The sequence below is a fragment of the Nocardioides sp. YJ-D4 genome, from assembly GCF_054031495.1.
Map to the genome: position 1 here is coordinate 3,421,095 of NZ_CM132932.1, position 13,967 is coordinate 3,435,061.

15 protein-coding genes are annotated in these 13,967 nt (G+C 69.8%); 12 read left to right on the forward strand and 3 right to left on the reverse strand.

Features of this window, described 5'->3' with window-relative positions:
* Positions 1–4 precede the first annotated feature (4 nt).
* Entirely contained in the window at positions 5–889 is an 885-nt protein-coding gene (sigJ, locus tag ACW14X_RS16305) for an RNA polymerase sigma factor SigJ (protein ID WP_457162670.1), read from the reverse strand.
* A 133-nt stretch (positions 890–1,022) separates the two neighbouring features.
* On the opposite strand from sigJ, the gene ACW14X_RS16310 reads away from it, so the two are divergent.
* The 5 genes from ACW14X_RS16310 (at position 1,023) to ACW14X_RS16330 (ending at position 4,674) form a co-directional block, all read left to right on the forward strand.
* Positions 1,023–1,613 (forward strand): NADPH-dependent FMN reductase, encoded by a 591-nt coding sequence (locus ACW14X_RS16310; RefSeq protein WP_457162671.1) that lies wholly within the window; start codon positions 1,023–1,025, stop codon positions 1,611–1,613.
* A complete protein-coding gene (locus ACW14X_RS16315; protein WP_457162672.1) occupies positions 1,610–2,041 on the forward strand; it encodes a YybH family protein in 432 nt (143 codons plus the stop codon). Before ACW14X_RS16310 ends, ACW14X_RS16315 begins: the two co-directional genes overlap by 4 nt.
* A 162-nt stretch (positions 2,042–2,203) precedes the next feature.
* On the forward strand, positions 2,204–3,463 hold the full coding sequence (locus ACW14X_RS16320; RefSeq protein ID WP_457162673.1) for an MFS transporter: 1,260 nt from the start codon (positions 2,204–2,206) through the stop codon (positions 3,461–3,463).
* 112 nt (positions 3,464–3,575) lie between these two features.
* Positions 3,576–4,184, forward strand: coding sequence for a MarR family transcriptional regulator (locus ACW14X_RS16325; RefSeq protein WP_457162674.1), 609 nt, complete (start codon positions 3,576–3,578; stop codon positions 4,182–4,184).
* Positions 4,177–4,674: a type 2 periplasmic-binding domain-containing protein gene (locus ACW14X_RS16330; protein ID WP_160026430.1), complete on the forward strand. Its 498-nt coding sequence runs from the start codon at positions 4,177–4,179 to the stop codon at positions 4,672–4,674. Before ACW14X_RS16325 ends, ACW14X_RS16330 begins: the two co-directional genes overlap by 8 nt.
* Before the next feature lie 6 nt (positions 4,675–4,680).
* Here ACW14X_RS16330 and ACW14X_RS16335 read toward each other — a convergent pair whose 3' ends face one another.
* Positions 4,681–5,289, reverse strand: coding sequence for a uracil-DNA glycosylase family protein (locus ACW14X_RS16335; RefSeq protein WP_457162675.1), 609 nt, complete (start codon positions 5,287–5,289; stop codon positions 4,681–4,683).
* A gap of 69 nt (positions 5,290–5,358) precedes the next feature.
* On the opposite strand from ACW14X_RS16335, the gene ACW14X_RS16340 reads away from it, so the two are divergent.
* Both ACW14X_RS16340 and ACW14X_RS16345 read left to right on the forward strand, forming a co-directional pair.
* Positions 5,359–6,315, forward strand: a complete 957-nt coding sequence (locus ACW14X_RS16340) for a Ppx/GppA phosphatase family protein (RefSeq protein WP_457162676.1) — start codon at positions 5,359–5,361, stop codon at positions 6,313–6,315.
* A gap of 10 nt (positions 6,316–6,325) precedes the next feature.
* Positions 6,326–7,096 (forward strand): sugar phosphate isomerase/epimerase family protein, encoded by a 771-nt coding sequence (locus ACW14X_RS16345; RefSeq protein ID WP_160026433.1) that lies wholly within the window; start codon positions 6,326–6,328, stop codon positions 7,094–7,096.
* A 24-nt stretch (positions 7,097–7,120) separates the two neighbouring features.
* On the opposite strand, the gene ACW14X_RS16350 is transcribed toward ACW14X_RS16345, so the two are convergent.
* A complete protein-coding gene (locus tag ACW14X_RS16350) occupies positions 7,121–8,326 on the reverse strand; it encodes an MFS transporter (RefSeq protein ID WP_160026434.1) in 1,206 nt (401 codons plus the stop codon).
* A gap of 74 nt (positions 8,327–8,400) precedes the next feature.
* On the opposite strand from ACW14X_RS16350, the gene ACW14X_RS16355 reads away from it, so the two are divergent.
* From ACW14X_RS16355 to ACW14X_RS16375, 5 genes are all read left to right on the forward strand, one after another.
* A complete protein-coding gene (locus tag ACW14X_RS16355) occupies positions 8,401–9,591 on the forward strand; it encodes a heparan-alpha-glucosaminide N-acetyltransferase domain-containing protein (protein WP_457162677.1) in 1,191 nt (396 codons plus the stop codon).
* A gap of 9 nt (positions 9,592–9,600) precedes the next feature.
* Positions 9,601–10,197: a TetR/AcrR family transcriptional regulator gene (locus tag ACW14X_RS16360; RefSeq protein ID WP_350838756.1), complete on the forward strand. Its 597-nt coding sequence runs from the start codon at positions 9,601–9,603 to the stop codon at positions 10,195–10,197.
* Between the two features lie 44 nt (positions 10,198–10,241).
* Positions 10,242–10,955, forward strand: a complete 714-nt coding sequence (gene ccmA, locus ACW14X_RS16365) for a heme ABC exporter ATP-binding protein CcmA (protein WP_350838754.1) — start codon at positions 10,242–10,244, stop codon at positions 10,953–10,955.
* The gene (locus tag ACW14X_RS16370) at positions 10,952–11,689 is read left to right on the forward strand and encodes an ABC transporter permease (RefSeq protein ID WP_160026438.1); all 738 of its coding nucleotides are present in this window, start codon (positions 10,952–10,954) and stop codon (positions 11,687–11,689) included. The genes ccmA and ACW14X_RS16370 overlap by 4 nt, the downstream gene beginning before the upstream one ends.
* A 230-nt stretch (positions 11,690–11,919) precedes the next feature.
* Entirely contained in the window at positions 11,920–13,959 is a 2,040-nt protein-coding gene (locus tag ACW14X_RS16375) for a molybdopterin oxidoreductase family protein (protein ID WP_457162678.1), read from the forward strand.
* Positions 13,960–13,967 lie beyond the last annotated feature (8 nt).

Consider the following 13,967-nt stretch of genomic DNA (forward strand, 5'->3'; position numbering starts at 1 on the left):
GTAATTAGGCCCACGGACCGAGCTTCTCGGGGTTGCGTACGGCCCAGATGCGGGTGATGCGACCGTCGGCGATGTCGAAGGCGTAGACGGAGACGGTGGCGCCGTCGAGCTCTCCGATCAGGCCGGGCTGGCCGTTGACGACGCATTCCCGCAGCGTCACCTCAGGGGCGCGTGTGGCGATATCGATCCAGGCGCGGGCGATCTGGTCAGCGCCGCTGATCGGTTCGAGGAAGGCCAGGGCCAGGCCGCCACCGTCCGCGGTCGCGACCGCGGACGGGTCGAGGAGGCCGACGAGGGCCTCGATGTCGCGGGACTCCCAGGCCTGCTTGAAGCCCCGGACCAGGTCGGCGCGCTCGGTGGTCGACGGGTCCCGTGAGGTGTCGATGCGGCGTCGGGCACTGGAGGCGAGCTGACGGCATGCCGCCGGGGTGCGGCCGACGACGTCGGCGATCTCGGCGAAGGTGTAGCGGAAGATGTCGTGCAGGACGAAGGAGACCCGCTCGGCGGGGGTCATCGAGTCCAGCACCACCAGGAAGGCCATGCTGATCGACTCGTCGAGGGTGACCCGGTCGGCGGGGTCAGCAGGCGCCGACTCGTTGCCGTCGAGCCAGCCCCCGGGCACCGGCTCCGGGATCCAGTCGCCCACGTAGTGCTCCCGCCGGGCTCGTGCGGAGCCGAGCAGATCCAGGCAGATCCGGCTGGCGACCGTCGTCATCCAGGCGCCGGGATTGGCGATCGCCTCCCGCTGCTTCTCGGGCAGGGCGTACCAGCGGGTGTAGGTCTCCTGCGCGACGTCCTCGGCCTCGGCGAGCGAGCCGAGCAGGCGGTAGGCGAGATTGATCAGCTGGCGGCGCTCGCTGATCACCTCGGCGAGGTGGGGGTCGGGCATGGCGGCTCCTTCGGTCTTCATGTCTACCGGTCCGACGAAACAGGGACCCGATCTGTGAGACCGCCTGACATTCCGTACGTCTCCTTCGTCGGAGGGACAGCAGACCCACGACAGCTTCAAAGGAGTCCGGAACATGATCAGCATCGGCATCATCCTCGGCAGCACCCGCCCCAACCGCGTCGGCCCGCAGGTCGCCGGATGGGTCCACGACCAGGCCTCGCACCGCGACGACGCGACCTTCGAGCTCGTCGATCTTCGTCACCACCCGCTCCCGCACCTGGACGAGCCCGTGCCGCCGATGTTCGGGCCCTCGGCCAACCAGCACACACGCGACTGGGCCGCGCGGATCGCTCCGTTCGACGGCTTCGTGATCGTGACCCCGGAGTACAACGGCGGCATGCCCGGAGTCCTGAAGAACGCCATCGACCACGCCTGTGCGGAGTGGACGAACAAGGCGGTCGGGTTCGTCTCGTACGGCGTCAGCGGCGGCGCCCGGGCGGTCGCCCAGCTGCGTACGGTCTGCGGGGCGCTGGGCATGGCCGACGTGAGCCGGCCGGTGGAGCTCTCGCTCTTCACCGACTTCGAGAACCACGCCACGTTCGTCCCCGGGGAGCGGCACGAGGCTGCGTTGACCGCAACCCTGGACCAGGTCATCTCCTGGAGCACCGCGCTCGCGCCGCTGCGCGAGGGCAGCCTCGTCGGGGCCGAGGGAGGCGCGTCATGAGCGCGGCGGAGGAGACCGCGATCCGCGGCCAGATCGAGAAGGTCATCGACGGACTGCGGGCCAAGGATCTCGAGGCCCTGCGAGAGCCGTACGCCTCCGATGTCGTGTCCTTCGACGTCGAGCCGCCGCTCCAGCACGTCGGGATCGAGGCCAAGCTCGCCAACTGGGAGCGGGTCTTCCAGGTCTTCGAGACGGTGGACTACGAGCTCCGGGACCTGACCCTCACCATCGGTGACGACGTCGCGTTCGGGCACGCCTTCGGCCGGCTCAGCGGGACGATGAAGAACGGGGTCGCCACCGCCGGCATGTGGGTGCGGGTCACCTACGGGCTGCGCAGGATCGACGGCACCTGGAGGATCGCGCACGACCAGGTGTCGGTGCCGTTGGACATCCTCAGTGGCAACGGGATGGTCGATCTCGAGCCCTGACCGGCGCCCACCTCGGCGATTCCGGGTGGCCGGGGTGGGCGGCGTATTCTTGTAGGTACGGAGCCACCGCTCCGTATCCATTGTGTGTATCACCTCGCGCTGGCCCCGCCGGCGGACCAAGGCGGCACAGAGCCGCGGTTCGCAGCGGGAGGTTCGAAAGAGATGTCAGTGCAGAGCGAGCAGAGTCTGGTGCGCTCGGTCGGAGGGACGTACTTCCCACTCGCGCTGGTCGCGCGGATGCCGTACGCGATGATGGTCGTCGGTGTGCTGACGCTGGTCGTCGCGGGCCGTGACTCGCTGGCGCTCGGCGGTCTGAACTCGGCGATGGTGGGGATCGGAGCCGCGTCGTGCGGCCCGCTCCTCGGCGCCGCGGTCGACCGGTTCGGCCAGCGGCGTGTGCTGCTGGTGGTCGGCGCCGCGAGCAGCGCGATGCTGGCCGCAATGGCCTGGGTCGTCTACAGCCCGCTGCCCGACGCGGCCGTGCTGGCGGTGGCGTTCATGGTCGGTGCGACCGCCCCGCAGATCGCGCCGTTGTCGCGGTCGCGGCTGATGGCGATCATCTCCGCGTGCATCGCCCCGGGACGTCGCGTGCGGGTGATCAACTCGACCATGGCCTACGAGTCGGCGGCCGACGAGATCGTCTTCATCGTCGGTCCCGTCGTCGCGGGCGTCCTCGCCGTCACGCTCGACCCCTGGGCGCCGGTCGTCGCCGCCGCGGTGCTCACCCTGATCTTCGTCTCCGCCTTCGCCCTCCACCCGAGCGCCGCGACCGCACAGGCCTCGGCCGGCCGTACGCCCGCTGCCGGCTCCGTGCGCGAGCTCGCTCGTCCGCGCGTGGTCGTCATCGTGGTCGGCATCCTCGGTGTCGGGCTCTTCTTCGGCTCGATGCTCACCTCGCTGACCGCGTTCATGGCCGACCACGGGCGTCCCGAGGAGGCCGGCCTGGTCTACGCCGCGATGGGCGTCGGCTCGGCCGCGCTGGCGCTGGGCGTAGCCGCCTTCCCGGTCGGCTTCACCTCGGCCGCGCGCTGGCTGGTCTTCGGCGGGCTGATGCTCGCCGGCGCCCTCGCGCTGCCGGCGGTGTCGTCGGTGACCTGGATGGTCGTCGCGCTGCTCGTCATCGGTCTCGGCATCGGCCCGACGCTGGTCACCCAGTACGGCCTCGGTGCCCGCCGCAGCCCGGTCGGCCGGTCGGCCACCGTGATGACCATGCTCGGCTCCGCGGTGATCCTCGGCCAGTCCCTGGCCTCCGCGGTCACCGGAGGCATCGCCGAGCGCTGGGGCACCGACGCGGCACTCCTGCTGCCCGCCGCTGCCGCGCTCGTGGTCGTGGTCGCCGGTGCGGTCAACGCCCGGATCGGAGAACCGTCCGTCACCGTCGTCGCCAGCCCGGATCGCGAGGCGGTTACGTCCGGCCGCTGACCGGTCTGCGACCGTGCCGTTGGATCGAATCCATACACCGGTGTAAGAGCCGTGGCTGTCCTTGATCCGGTTACTCCGTGACTCGCCCGGTGAGCCAGCATCGTTTCCTAAAATGGATGATATTGTCGTTTTTATGAAAACGTCGAGTCCGACGCTTCTCCCGCTGTTGCGGTCGCGGCTCCAGGGTGAAGTGCTGGCGTGGCTGCTGCTCCATCCGGAGGAACAGCCGAGCCTGTCGGAGATCGCCGCGGCTGTGGGGACAACAGTGCCGACGGTCAAACGCGAAGTCGATCGCCTCGAGGATGCAGGTCTGGTCAAGAGCACCATCCGCGGCCGTAACCGGGGGATCGCGCCCACCACCGACCACCCGTTGTACCGGCCATTGGCGGAGGTCATGGCGCTCACCTTCGGGCCTATCGGGCTGCTCCGCGAGGCGCTCCAGCAGGTACCGGGGATCGACGAGGCGTTCATACATGGCTCGTGGGCGGCCCGCTATCGCCAACAACCAGGAGCGGTGCCTGGAGACATCGATCTGATCGTCATCGGAAGTCCTGACCGCGACGAGCTGTTCGAAGCGATCGACCCTGTCGAAAAGATCCTGCGGCGGGACGTGAACTATCGCGTGGTGACGCCTGAGACGTGGGACGCCGATGGTGGTTCGTTCAAGGCGACGGTGACCTCGCGTCCCGTCGTCCACCTGATCGGAGAGCAAGATGAGTGACCAGCCGATTGAGACACCCGGTCATTGGCCCCAAGGCGATGCTGAGATCGAGACCATGCTCGACCATGGCGACCTGGAACGAGTGACTCCCTCGGTCGAGCATGCGCAGTTGCTGATGAGTCATGCCGACGAGCATCTGGCAGCCGCCGCGCTGATGCTGGCCACTCATCCGACCTCCGCGTTTCCACTGATCTACGACGCGTCCCGGAAGGCACTCACTGCGATGCTCGCCGTCCAAGGGCTTCGGCCCCATGCACGCTCCGAGATCGGTGCCCACAAGGCAACCCAACAAGCCGTTCAAGCGCAGCTGGGACGGGCTGCCGGGGTTGTTCGCCCCTTCGGGCCGATGCGATTGCGTCGCCACGACACCGAGTATCCGTCGCTAGGTGATGCCCCGATCACGGCGGAGGAGACCAAGCAGGCATTCGACGAGGCGTCGAGCATCGTGGATGCGATGAAGAAGCTGCTGCCGCGCCTCGGGCCGTTCTGACGCCCCTTAGTCACCAGTCCCGAGTGCGCGACGGCTACCGCCGTTGAGCGCCTCGGCGACCCGCTGTCTCAGCTCGGGCAGGACATCGGACACGAACCAGGGGTTGCGGGACTGCCACCGGAAGTTCAGCGGTGAGGGGTGGACGAGCGGGAACCGCTCCGGGAGATAGTCGCGGAAGCTGCGTACGCGCTCGGTCAGCGAGCTCTTCCCGCCGAGATAGTGGCGCTGCGCGTAGTCGCCGACGACCAGCGTGAGGCTGATCTGTGGCATCAGCTCGAGCAGAGGAGGGTGCCACCTCGGCGCGAAGTCGGCCCGCGGCGGCAGGTCGCCGGTCGTGGCCTTGCCGGGGTAGTAGAAGTCCATCGGCAGGATCGCGAACGCCGCCGGATCGCGGAAGGTGGCCTCGTCGACGCCGAGCCACTCGATGAGGCGTCGCCCGCTCGCGTCGTTCCACGGTATGCCGCTCTGCTGAGCCTTGATGCCCGGGGCCTGGCCGATGATCAGGCACCGAGCATCCGGATGAGCCACGTAGACGGGCTCGAACCCTGCCGCGACGGCCCACGCGTTGCTCGGGTGGGCCGTGATGTCTCGGCGGATGCTGTCGAGTTCCTCCACGAGGTCATCTTCGCCCTCAACTCCAGCGGAGTTCCGCTCGGGGAACGGCGAGCCACTAAAGTCGAACCTATGCGTCTGGGCGTACTCGACATCGGATCGAACACGGGACACCTGCTCGTGGTCGACGCCCACGGCGGGGCGGCCCCGTTACCGGCGTACTCCTTCAAGCAGCCGTTGCGGCTGGCCGAGCACCTTGACGAGGCCGGCGACGTGACCGAGGACGGGATCGAGGCGCTGACCGCCTTCACCCGTGAGTCGGTGGCGGTGGGGGAGGAGAAGGGCGTCTCGGAGATGCTGGCGTTCGCGACCTCGGCGGTGCGCGACGCCGGCAACTCCCAGCAGGTGCTCGACCGCGTACATGCCGAGACCGGGGTCGAGATCGAGGTCCTTCCCGGCGACGACGAGGCGCGGCTGACCTTCTTGGCGGTACGCCGCTGGTTCGGTTGGTCCGCCGGACGGCTCGCCGTCTTCGACATCGGCGGCGGTTCGCTGGAGATCGCGGCCGGACTGGACGAGCAGCCGAACGTCGCCTGGTCGCTGCCGCTGGGCGCCGGCCGGCTCGCGCGCAGCTACTTCGGTGACCGCCCGACGGAGGAGGAGCTGCGGGAGCTGCGCCGGTCGATCCGCGCTTCGATCGCCGAGGACGCGGGCAAGATCCTGCGCGACGGTCAGCCGGACATGGCGGTGGCCACCTCGAAGACGTTCCGCTCGCTGGCACGCATCTGCGGTGCCGCACCGAGCGGCGAGGGGCTGCGGGTGCGCCGCCAGCTGCCGCTGACCGAGCTGCGCGACTGGATCCCGAAGCTGCTGGAGATGTCGCTCGAGGAGCTCTCCGACCTGCCTGGGGTCAGCCCGTCACGGGCCCATCAGATCGTGCCTGGTGCGCTGGTCGCCGAGGCGTGCCTCGACATCTTCGACCTGCCCGCCTTCGAGGTCTGTCCGTGGGCTCTGCGGGAGGGTCTGATCCTCGACCGTCTCGACCACCTGTCCTTCATCGACAGTTCCGATCTCGGAAGGTCCGACTAGGAGGCCCGCGATGATCTCGTTGTCGACGTCCTCGACGTACCCCGAGTCGACCGCCCGCGGCTTCGCCTATGCGGCCGAGGTGGGATACGACGGGGTCGAGGTGATGGTCGGCATCGACGCGCTCTCCCAGCAGACCCACGCGGTCAAGCAACTCGCCGAGCACCACGGCATCCCGATCGTCGCGATCCACGCGCCGACGCTGCTGTTCACCCAGCAGGTCTGGGGCTTCGAGCCCTGGGGCAAGCTCGAGCGGTCGGCCGAGATGGCCGCCGAGGTCGGCGCGGGAGTGGTCGTCGTACATCCGCCGTTCCGCTGGCAGCGCGAGTACGCGGCCGGGTTCGTGGAGGGGATCGCCACGCTGGAACGCTCGACCGGGCTGAAGTTCGCGGTGGAGAACATGTATCCGTGGCGGGCGGCCAAGCGCTCGACACCGATGTACCTGCCCCACTGGGACCCCTCGACCGAGGACTACGCCAACACGACCATCGATCTCTCCCACGCCGCGATCGCCGACGACGATGTGATCGAGATGGCGAAGCGGCTCGGGCCGCGGCTGCGGCACATCCACCTCACCGACGGCACCGGCTCGGCCAAGGACGAGCACCTCGTGCCCGGGCGCGGTCACATGGGTGCCGACCGCTTCCTACGCCACCTGGCCGCCTCGGGGTTCGACGGCGAGATCGTCCTCGAGATCAACACCCGCCGCGCCCGGTCCCGCGCCGAGCGCGTCGCCGATCTCCGCGAGTCGCTCGAGTTCGCACGGAAGCACTTCCAGGCCTGACGCCACTGCTGGTCGAGCCGCCTCTCAGTCGTGGGCGGCGAGCCAGGACCAGGTGAGCGAGGTCAGGGCGAGGACGAGGACGGCGGTGGCGACGCCCCACCAGCCGACGACGTACGCATAGCCGAGCAGCCAGCCGAAGAGGCTCGATCCGCCGTAGTAGAAGAGGTTGTAGAGGGCGCTGGCCTGGGCCTTTCCGACCCGCGCGCGGGCGCCGACCCAGCCCGACGCGACGCCGTGGGCGCCGAAGAAGCCGGTGGTGAGGACGAACAGGCCGGTCAGGACCATCGCGAGGTTGTCGGGGAAGGTCATCGCGACGCCGACGATCGTGATGACGACGCAGGTCAGCATGACCTTTCGCCGCCCGTGGGTGGCCGCCAGCCGGCCCGCGACCGACGAGGAGACGGTGCCGCCGAGATAGGCGAAGAAGATCTGGCTCGAGATCGCCACCGGCAGCCCGAACGGGTCGCGTTCGAGGCGGAACCCCAGATAGTTGTACGTCGCCACGAACCCGCCCATCAGCAGTGCTGCCTGCCCGTAGAGGACGAGCATGCCCGGGTCGCGGAGGTTGGCGAGCACCCCTTCGCGTACGGACGTGGTCGGCCTGCCGACCGGGCGGACCCAGCCCTGGGCGCGCGGGATCAGGGTGATCGCGATGATCGCGGCGATCGCCGAGAGGACGCCGCCGGCGGTGACGCCCAGGCGCCAGCCGCCGAGGTCGGCGAACGGCCCGGTGATGACCCGGCCGAGGAGGCCGCCGACGGTGGTGCCGGAGATGTAGATGGCCGCGGCGAGGCTGACGTGGCGTACGTGGATCTCCTCGGCCAGATAGGCGACCGCGAGAGCAGGTACGCCGCCGAGCGCGAGGCCCTCGAGGCTGCGCAGGACGAGCAGCGTGGTGAAGCCGGGGGCGAGCGGAGTGAGCAGGCCCAGGACGAGCGAGATCGAGAGCGCGATCTTCATCGCCGGTGCCCGGCCGATGCGGTCCGCGACCCACGACCAGCCGAGGACGCTGACCGCGAGACCGAGAGTGGCCGTGGAGACGGTGAGCGCGGCCGAGGCCTCGTTGACCTCGAGCGCGTGCGCGACGGTGGGGAGGATGCCCTGGGTGGAGTACATCTGCCCGAAGGTCGCGATCCCGGCGGCGAAGAGGCCGATCAGGATCCGGCGGTAGCCGCTGCTGCCGGCATCGTGCCCGACCCAGGGGCGGGTCAGGGAGGCATCGACGGACATCGTTCTCACGGTAAAGCAGGTGTTGTGGGTGGGTGAAGCCGCGGCGTACGTGAGATATCTCTACTCTGGGGGCGATGTCCGCGCTCTCCGATCGACTCTCGACGCGTCTCGTCGGCGTCGACGTGGCGCGATGCCTGGCGTTGCTGGGGATGATGGCGACGCACGTGCTCGACCCGGTCGACGCCTCCGGGGAGCTGACCAGGATCCAGGCCGTCGCCGGTGGCCGGTCCGCGGCGCTCTTCGCCGTGCTCGCCGGGGTCAGCCTGGCGCTGATGACCGGACGTCAGGAGCCGGTGAAGGGGCGGGTGCTCGCGTCCCGGTCGCTGGGACTGGTCGCACGGGCCGTGCTGATTGCCGCGCTCGGGCTGGTGCTCGGTTCGCTCGGCACCAACATCGCGATCATCCTCACCTACTACGGGGTGCTGTTCCTGATCGCAATCCCGTTCCTCGGGCTGCGGGCGCGTTGGCTGTGGCTGCTCGGTGTGCTCTGGGTCGTCATCGGTCCGATGTTGTCGCAGGTCATCCGGCCGATGCTGCCGCCGCGACAGTTCTCCAGCCCGGAGCCGTCGCAGCTGCTGGAGCCGGGCCGGCTGCTCGCCGAGCTGCTCTTCACCGGCTACTACCCGGCCGTCCCGTGGCTGGCCTATGTGCTGATCGGGATGGCTATCGGCCGGGTCGATCTGCGCAACCGGCTCGTGGTCGACATGATCTGGACCAGCGGCATCATCATCTCCGTCTCGGCCAGCTGGCTCTCGGGGAGGCTGACCCGGCTGCCGTCGGTGGCTGCGGAGCTGCTGCGCACCTATCCCGAGACCGACATCGACGGGGCGCTGACCGCGATGAGCCACGGTCTCTACGGGCAGACACCGGTCGACGGCGGCTGGCAGTGGCTGCTGGTCGTCGCGCCGCACTCGACCACGCCGTTCGACCTGGCGCAGACGATCGGCACCTCGATGTTCGTCATCGGCGCCTGCCAGATGATCGCGCTGCGGCTGCCGGACCGGTGGCGCGCCGGGATGGCGGTGCTGTTCGGCGCCGGCACGATGACCCTCACCCTCTACACGCTGCACGTGATCATGAAGACCGATGCGGTCTGGCCGCCGGAGACGCCCGACACGTACGTCTTCCATGTGCTCGTCGTGATGGCGATCGGTGCGGTCGTCACCGCATGGGGTCGCCCGGGTCCGCTCGAATGGCTCGTCGGCCGTCCCGCGGCCTGGTTGCGTCGGACGGAGCCTCGCCCCGAGCTGTCGTCGTCGGGTTAGCGTGATCGCATGAGCACGACGGCACCGCGGCGAGGGCGCAGGCCCGGCTCGCCGGACACCCGGGCGGCGATCCTGGCGGCGGCTCGGCAGCGCTTCGCGCAGCAGGGGTACGCCGCGACCTCCGTCCGCGGGATCGCGACCGCCGCCGGGGTCGACTCTGCCCTGGTGCACCACTACTTCGGCACCAAGGAGGACCTCTTCGTCGCCTCGCTGGAGCTGCGGGTCGATCCACGAGACGTCGTTCCCGTGATCGCCGCCGGTGGCCGCGACGGGGTGGGGGAGCGGCTCATCCGCATGCTCCTGAGCATCTGGGACGACGAGGAGTCCCGGCTCCCGTTGATGGCGTTGATGCGCAGCGCTTTCGAGCCGGAGGGGAAGGCGCTGGTGCCGGATGCCTTCGGCCGGCTGATCCTGACGCCGGTCGGCGAGGCGCTCGAGCTCGATGAACCCGAGCGGCGGATCACGTTGGTGGCCTCGCAGCTGGTCGGGCTCGTCGCGCTGCGCTACATCGCCCGGATCGAGCCGCTCGCGTCGGCTCCGGTGGACACGCTGGTGGCGACGTACGCGCCGGTGGTCCAGGGCTATCTGACCGGGCCTTTGCCGTAGTCCTCTTGCGTGCGGCGCCCCGTCGTGCCACATTTCATCATGTGATGAATAACGTGGTGGAGGCGTCCGGTCTCCGAGTCGTGCGCGGGAAGCGTGAGGTCCTCCATGGCCTCGACTTCTCCATCCGGGCAGGTGAGGTCACCGGCCTGCTCGGGCCGTCCGGGTGCGGCAAGACGACGCTGATGCGGGCCCTGGTCGGCGTGCAGGCGAAGGTCACCGGGACCCTCACCGTCCTCGGCCGTCCGGCCGGCTCGGCCGCCCTGCGCGCGCGGATCGGCTACGTCACCCAGGCGGCCAGCGTCTACGACGACCTGACGGTCACCGAGAACCTGAGGTTCTTCACCCGGGTGCTCGGTGCGCCGATGTCGTCGGTCTCCGAGGCCATCGAGACGGTCGACCTCGTCGACCACAAGGACCAGGTCGTACGCGATCTCTCCGGTGGCCAGCGCTCGCGGGTCGGGCTCGCCGCGGCGCTGCTCGGCTCACCGGACCTGCTGGTGCTCGACGAGCCGACCGTCGGGCTCGACCCGGTGCTTCGCGAGCAGCTGTGGGGCACCTTCCGGGACCTGGCCGCCGCGGGGGCGGCGGTCATCGTCTCCAGCCACGTCATGGACGAGGCCGAGCGCTGCGACCGGCTGCTGCTGATGCGCGACGGTGCTTTCCTCGCCGACGGCAGTCCGGCCGAGATCAAGCAGAAGGCTGACGCGGACGACATCGAGCACGCCTTCCTGACGCTGGTGAAGGAGGCAGCGCGATGAGCCTGCGACGAACCCTGGCCGTGACCGGGCGGGTCCTCGCCCAGATCCGGCGCGACCACCGCACCCTGGTGATGCTGGTCGTCCTGCCGACGCTGCTGATGACGCTGCTGTGGTGGATGTACGAGGAGTCGCCCGCGCCGATCTTCGACCGGATCGGTCCGGCCCTGCTGGCGATCTTCCCGTTCATCGTGATGTTCCTGGTCACCTCGGTGACCACGCTGCGCGAACGCTCCTCGGGGACGCTCGAACGACTGCTGGCGATGCCGCTGGGCAAGGGCGACTTCCTGCTCGGCTATGCGCTGGCGTTCGGGCTGCTCGCCGCTGTCCAGTCAGGCGTGGCCGTCGGGGTCAGCGTCGGTCTGCTCGGGCTGGAGATCACCGGATCGGTCGCCCTGCTCGTGGTCGTCGCGATCGTCGACGCCGTCCTCGGCACCGCGCTCGGGCTGCTCGTCTCCGCCTTCGCCACCACCGAGTTCCAGGCGGTCCAGTTCATGCCGGCGATCGTGGTCCCGCAGATCCTGCTCTGCGGCCTGCTCGTACCGCGCGAGTCGCTGCCGACCGTCCTGGAGGCCATCTCCAATGTCCTCCCGCTCTCCTACGCCGTCGACGCGATGACCCACCTGGTCACCTCCGCCGACACCGGCGAGGTCTGGACCGATCTGGCCGTCGTCGCCGGGTTCGTCGTCGCCGGTCTCGCCCTCGGGTCGGCGACGCTGCGGCGGCGTACTCCCTGACTGCCGAGTCCGCACTTGTGGGGACCGAGTCTGTAGTTGTGGGCGACGAGACTCCAGTTTCGTCGCCCACAACTACAGACTCGGCTGCCAGAACTACCGACTCGGCGGGATCGGGTTGTGAGGTGGTGAGCGGAAGTTGACGGAAGGGGTACGGAGAGCGGATCGGGGCGAAACCTTGACGCCGGAGAGTAGAGGTCGCCAGTCCCCGACCCGAAACGGTGTGAGTACGCGTGACCGACACCCACTGTCCTTACTGCAGCTTGCAGTGCGGGATGACCCTGTCACGCAAAGGGCCCCGTCTGGAGGTCAGTGAGAGATCGTTCCCGGTGAACGAGGGTGCGCTGTGCCGCAAGGGGTGGACGGCGGCAGGGCTGCGCGGGAGCCGTGAGCGGCTCACCACCCCGATGGTGCGCGACCGGGCGACGGGGGAGTGGAGCGCGGCGACCTGGGACGAGGCCCTCGACCTGGTCGCCTCGAAGCTCGCCGACCTGCGGGAGACCCACGGCGCCGACGCCAACGCCGTCTTCGGTGGCGGCGGGCTGACCAACGAGAAGGCGTACCAGCTCGGGAAGTTCGCCCGGGTCGCCCTCGGCACCTCCCAGATCGACTACAACGGCCGCTGGTGCATGTCCTCGGCGGCCTCGGCCGGCAACCAGGCCTTCGGCGTCGACCGCGGTCTGCCGTTCCCGCTGGCCGACATCGAGAAGACCGACGTCTGCGTACTCGTCGGCTCCAACCTCGCCGAGACGATGCCGCCGGCCGCCCGCCACCTCGACCGGCTGCGTGAGAACGGCGGCAAGGTCGTCGTCATCGACCCGCGGCTCACCCCCACCGGTGAGCGCGCCGACCTCTTCCTCCAGCCGGTCCCCGGCACCGACCTGCCACTCGCGCTCGGCGTCCTGCACCTGCTCGACGCCGCCGGCGCGGTGGACGAGGACTACATCGCCGAGCGGACCACGGGCTTCGAGGACGTACGCCGCTCCGTGGCCGCCTGGTGGCCGGAGATGGTCGAGCGGGTCAGTGGGGTCGAGGCCGCGCAGCTGCGCGAGCTCGCCGACCTCCTCGCCGGCGCGGGGAAGGTGATGGTCCTGACCGCGCGCGGCGCCGAGCAGCACGCCCAGGGCACCGCCACCGTCCTGGCCTGGCTCAACGTGGCGCTCGCGCTCGGCATGCCCGGGAAGGCGTACGCCGGCTACGGCTGCCTGACCGGCCAGGGCAACGGCCAGGGTGGCCGCGAGCACGGCCAGAAGGCCGACCAGCTTCCCGGCTACCGGATGATCGACGACCCCGCCGCCCGGGCGCACGTCGCCGCGGTCTGGGGCATCGACCCCGAGACCATCCCCGGCAAGGGCCGCTCCGCCTACGAGCTCCTCGACGCGCTCGGCACCCCCGAGGGCCCCAAGAGCCTGCTCGTGTTCGGCTCCAACATCGTCGTCTCCGCCCCCAACGCCACCCACATCACGTCGCGGCTGGCAGACCTCGATCTCCTGGTCGTCGCCGACATGGTGATGAGCGAGACCGCCGCGCTGGCGGACGTGGTGCTGCCGGTGACCCAGTGGGCCGAGGAGACCGGCACCATGACCAACCTCGAGGGCCGGGTCATCCTGCGCAACCAGGCGATCAGCGCCCCCGACGGGGTCAAGAACGACCTCGACATCATCACCGGACTCGCCACCCGCCTCGGTGCCGCCTCGACCTGGTCGACCGATCCCGAGGAGATCTTCACGGAGCTCCGCGCCGCCTCGAAGGGCGGCAAGGCCGACTACAGCGGCATCACCTACGACCGCATCCGCGACGAGGACGGCGTCTTCTGGCCCTGCCCCGAAGGCACCGAGGGCACCTCGCGGATGTTCGCCGACTCCTTCTTCCACGCCGACGGCCGGGCCCGTTTCATCGACGTCGCCCACCGTGGCCCGGCCGAGCAGCCGACCGCCGACTACCCGCTCCACCTGACCACCGGCCGGGTGCTCGCGCAGTACCAGTCCGGCGCCCAGACGCGACGGATCAAGGACCTCCCCGACGAGGGCGCGTTCGTCGAGCTCCACCCGCTGCTGGCCGACCGGGTCGGCGCCCACGACGGCGACCCGGTCGTCGTACGCACCCCGCGCGGCGAGATGAAGGCGCCCGCGCGGATCGTCACCACGATCCGCCCGGACACGGTCTTCGTACCGTTCCACTGGGTCGGCGCCAACAAGCTCACCAACGACGCCCTCGACCCGTCCAGCCGGATGCCGGAGTTCAAGGTCTGCGCCGCGGCGGTGACGGCATGAGCGAGCCC

What these genes read in the sequence shown, in the direction of transcription:
- sigJ (WP_457162670.1), bottom strand. Translation starts at nt 889, where the DNA reads ATGCCCGACCCCCACCTCGCCGAGGTGATCAGCGAGCGCCGCCAGCTG.
- ACW14X_RS16310 (WP_457162671.1), top strand. Translation starts at nt 1,023, where the DNA reads ATGATCAGCATCGGCATCATCCTCGGCAGCACCCGCCCCAACCGCGTC.
- ACW14X_RS16315 (WP_457162672.1), top strand. Translation starts at nt 1,610, where the DNA reads ATGAGCGCGGCGGAGGAGACCGCGATCCGCGGCCAGATCGAGAAGGTC.
- ACW14X_RS16320 (WP_457162673.1), top strand. Translation starts at nt 2,204, where the DNA reads ATGTCAGTGCAGAGCGAGCAGAGTCTGGTGCGCTCGGTCGGAGGGACG.
- ACW14X_RS16325 (WP_457162674.1), top strand. Translation starts at nt 3,576, where the DNA reads ATGGATGATATTGTCGTTTTTATGAAAACGTCGAGTCCGACGCTTCTC.
- ACW14X_RS16330 (WP_160026430.1), top strand. Translation starts at nt 4,177, where the DNA reads ATGAGTGACCAGCCGATTGAGACACCCGGTCATTGGCCCCAAGGCGAT.
- ACW14X_RS16340 (WP_457162676.1), top strand. Translation starts at nt 5,359, where the DNA reads ATGCGTCTGGGCGTACTCGACATCGGATCGAACACGGGACACCTGCTC.
- ACW14X_RS16345 (WP_160026433.1), top strand. Translation starts at nt 6,326, where the DNA reads ATGATCTCGTTGTCGACGTCCTCGACGTACCCCGAGTCGACCGCCCGC.
- ACW14X_RS16350 (WP_160026434.1), bottom strand. Translation starts at nt 8,326, where the DNA reads ATGTCCGTCGATGCCTCCCTGACCCGCCCCTGGGTCGGGCACGATGCC.
- ACW14X_RS16355 (WP_457162677.1), top strand. Translation starts at nt 8,401, where the DNA reads ATGTCCGCGCTCTCCGATCGACTCTCGACGCGTCTCGTCGGCGTCGAC.
- ACW14X_RS16360 (WP_350838756.1), top strand. Translation starts at nt 9,601, where the DNA reads ATGAGCACGACGGCACCGCGGCGAGGGCGCAGGCCCGGCTCGCCGGAC.
- ccmA (WP_350838754.1), top strand. Translation starts at nt 10,242, where the DNA reads ATGAATAACGTGGTGGAGGCGTCCGGTCTCCGAGTCGTGCGCGGGAAG.
- ACW14X_RS16370 (WP_160026438.1), top strand. Translation starts at nt 10,952, where the DNA reads ATGAGCCTGCGACGAACCCTGGCCGTGACCGGGCGGGTCCTCGCCCAG.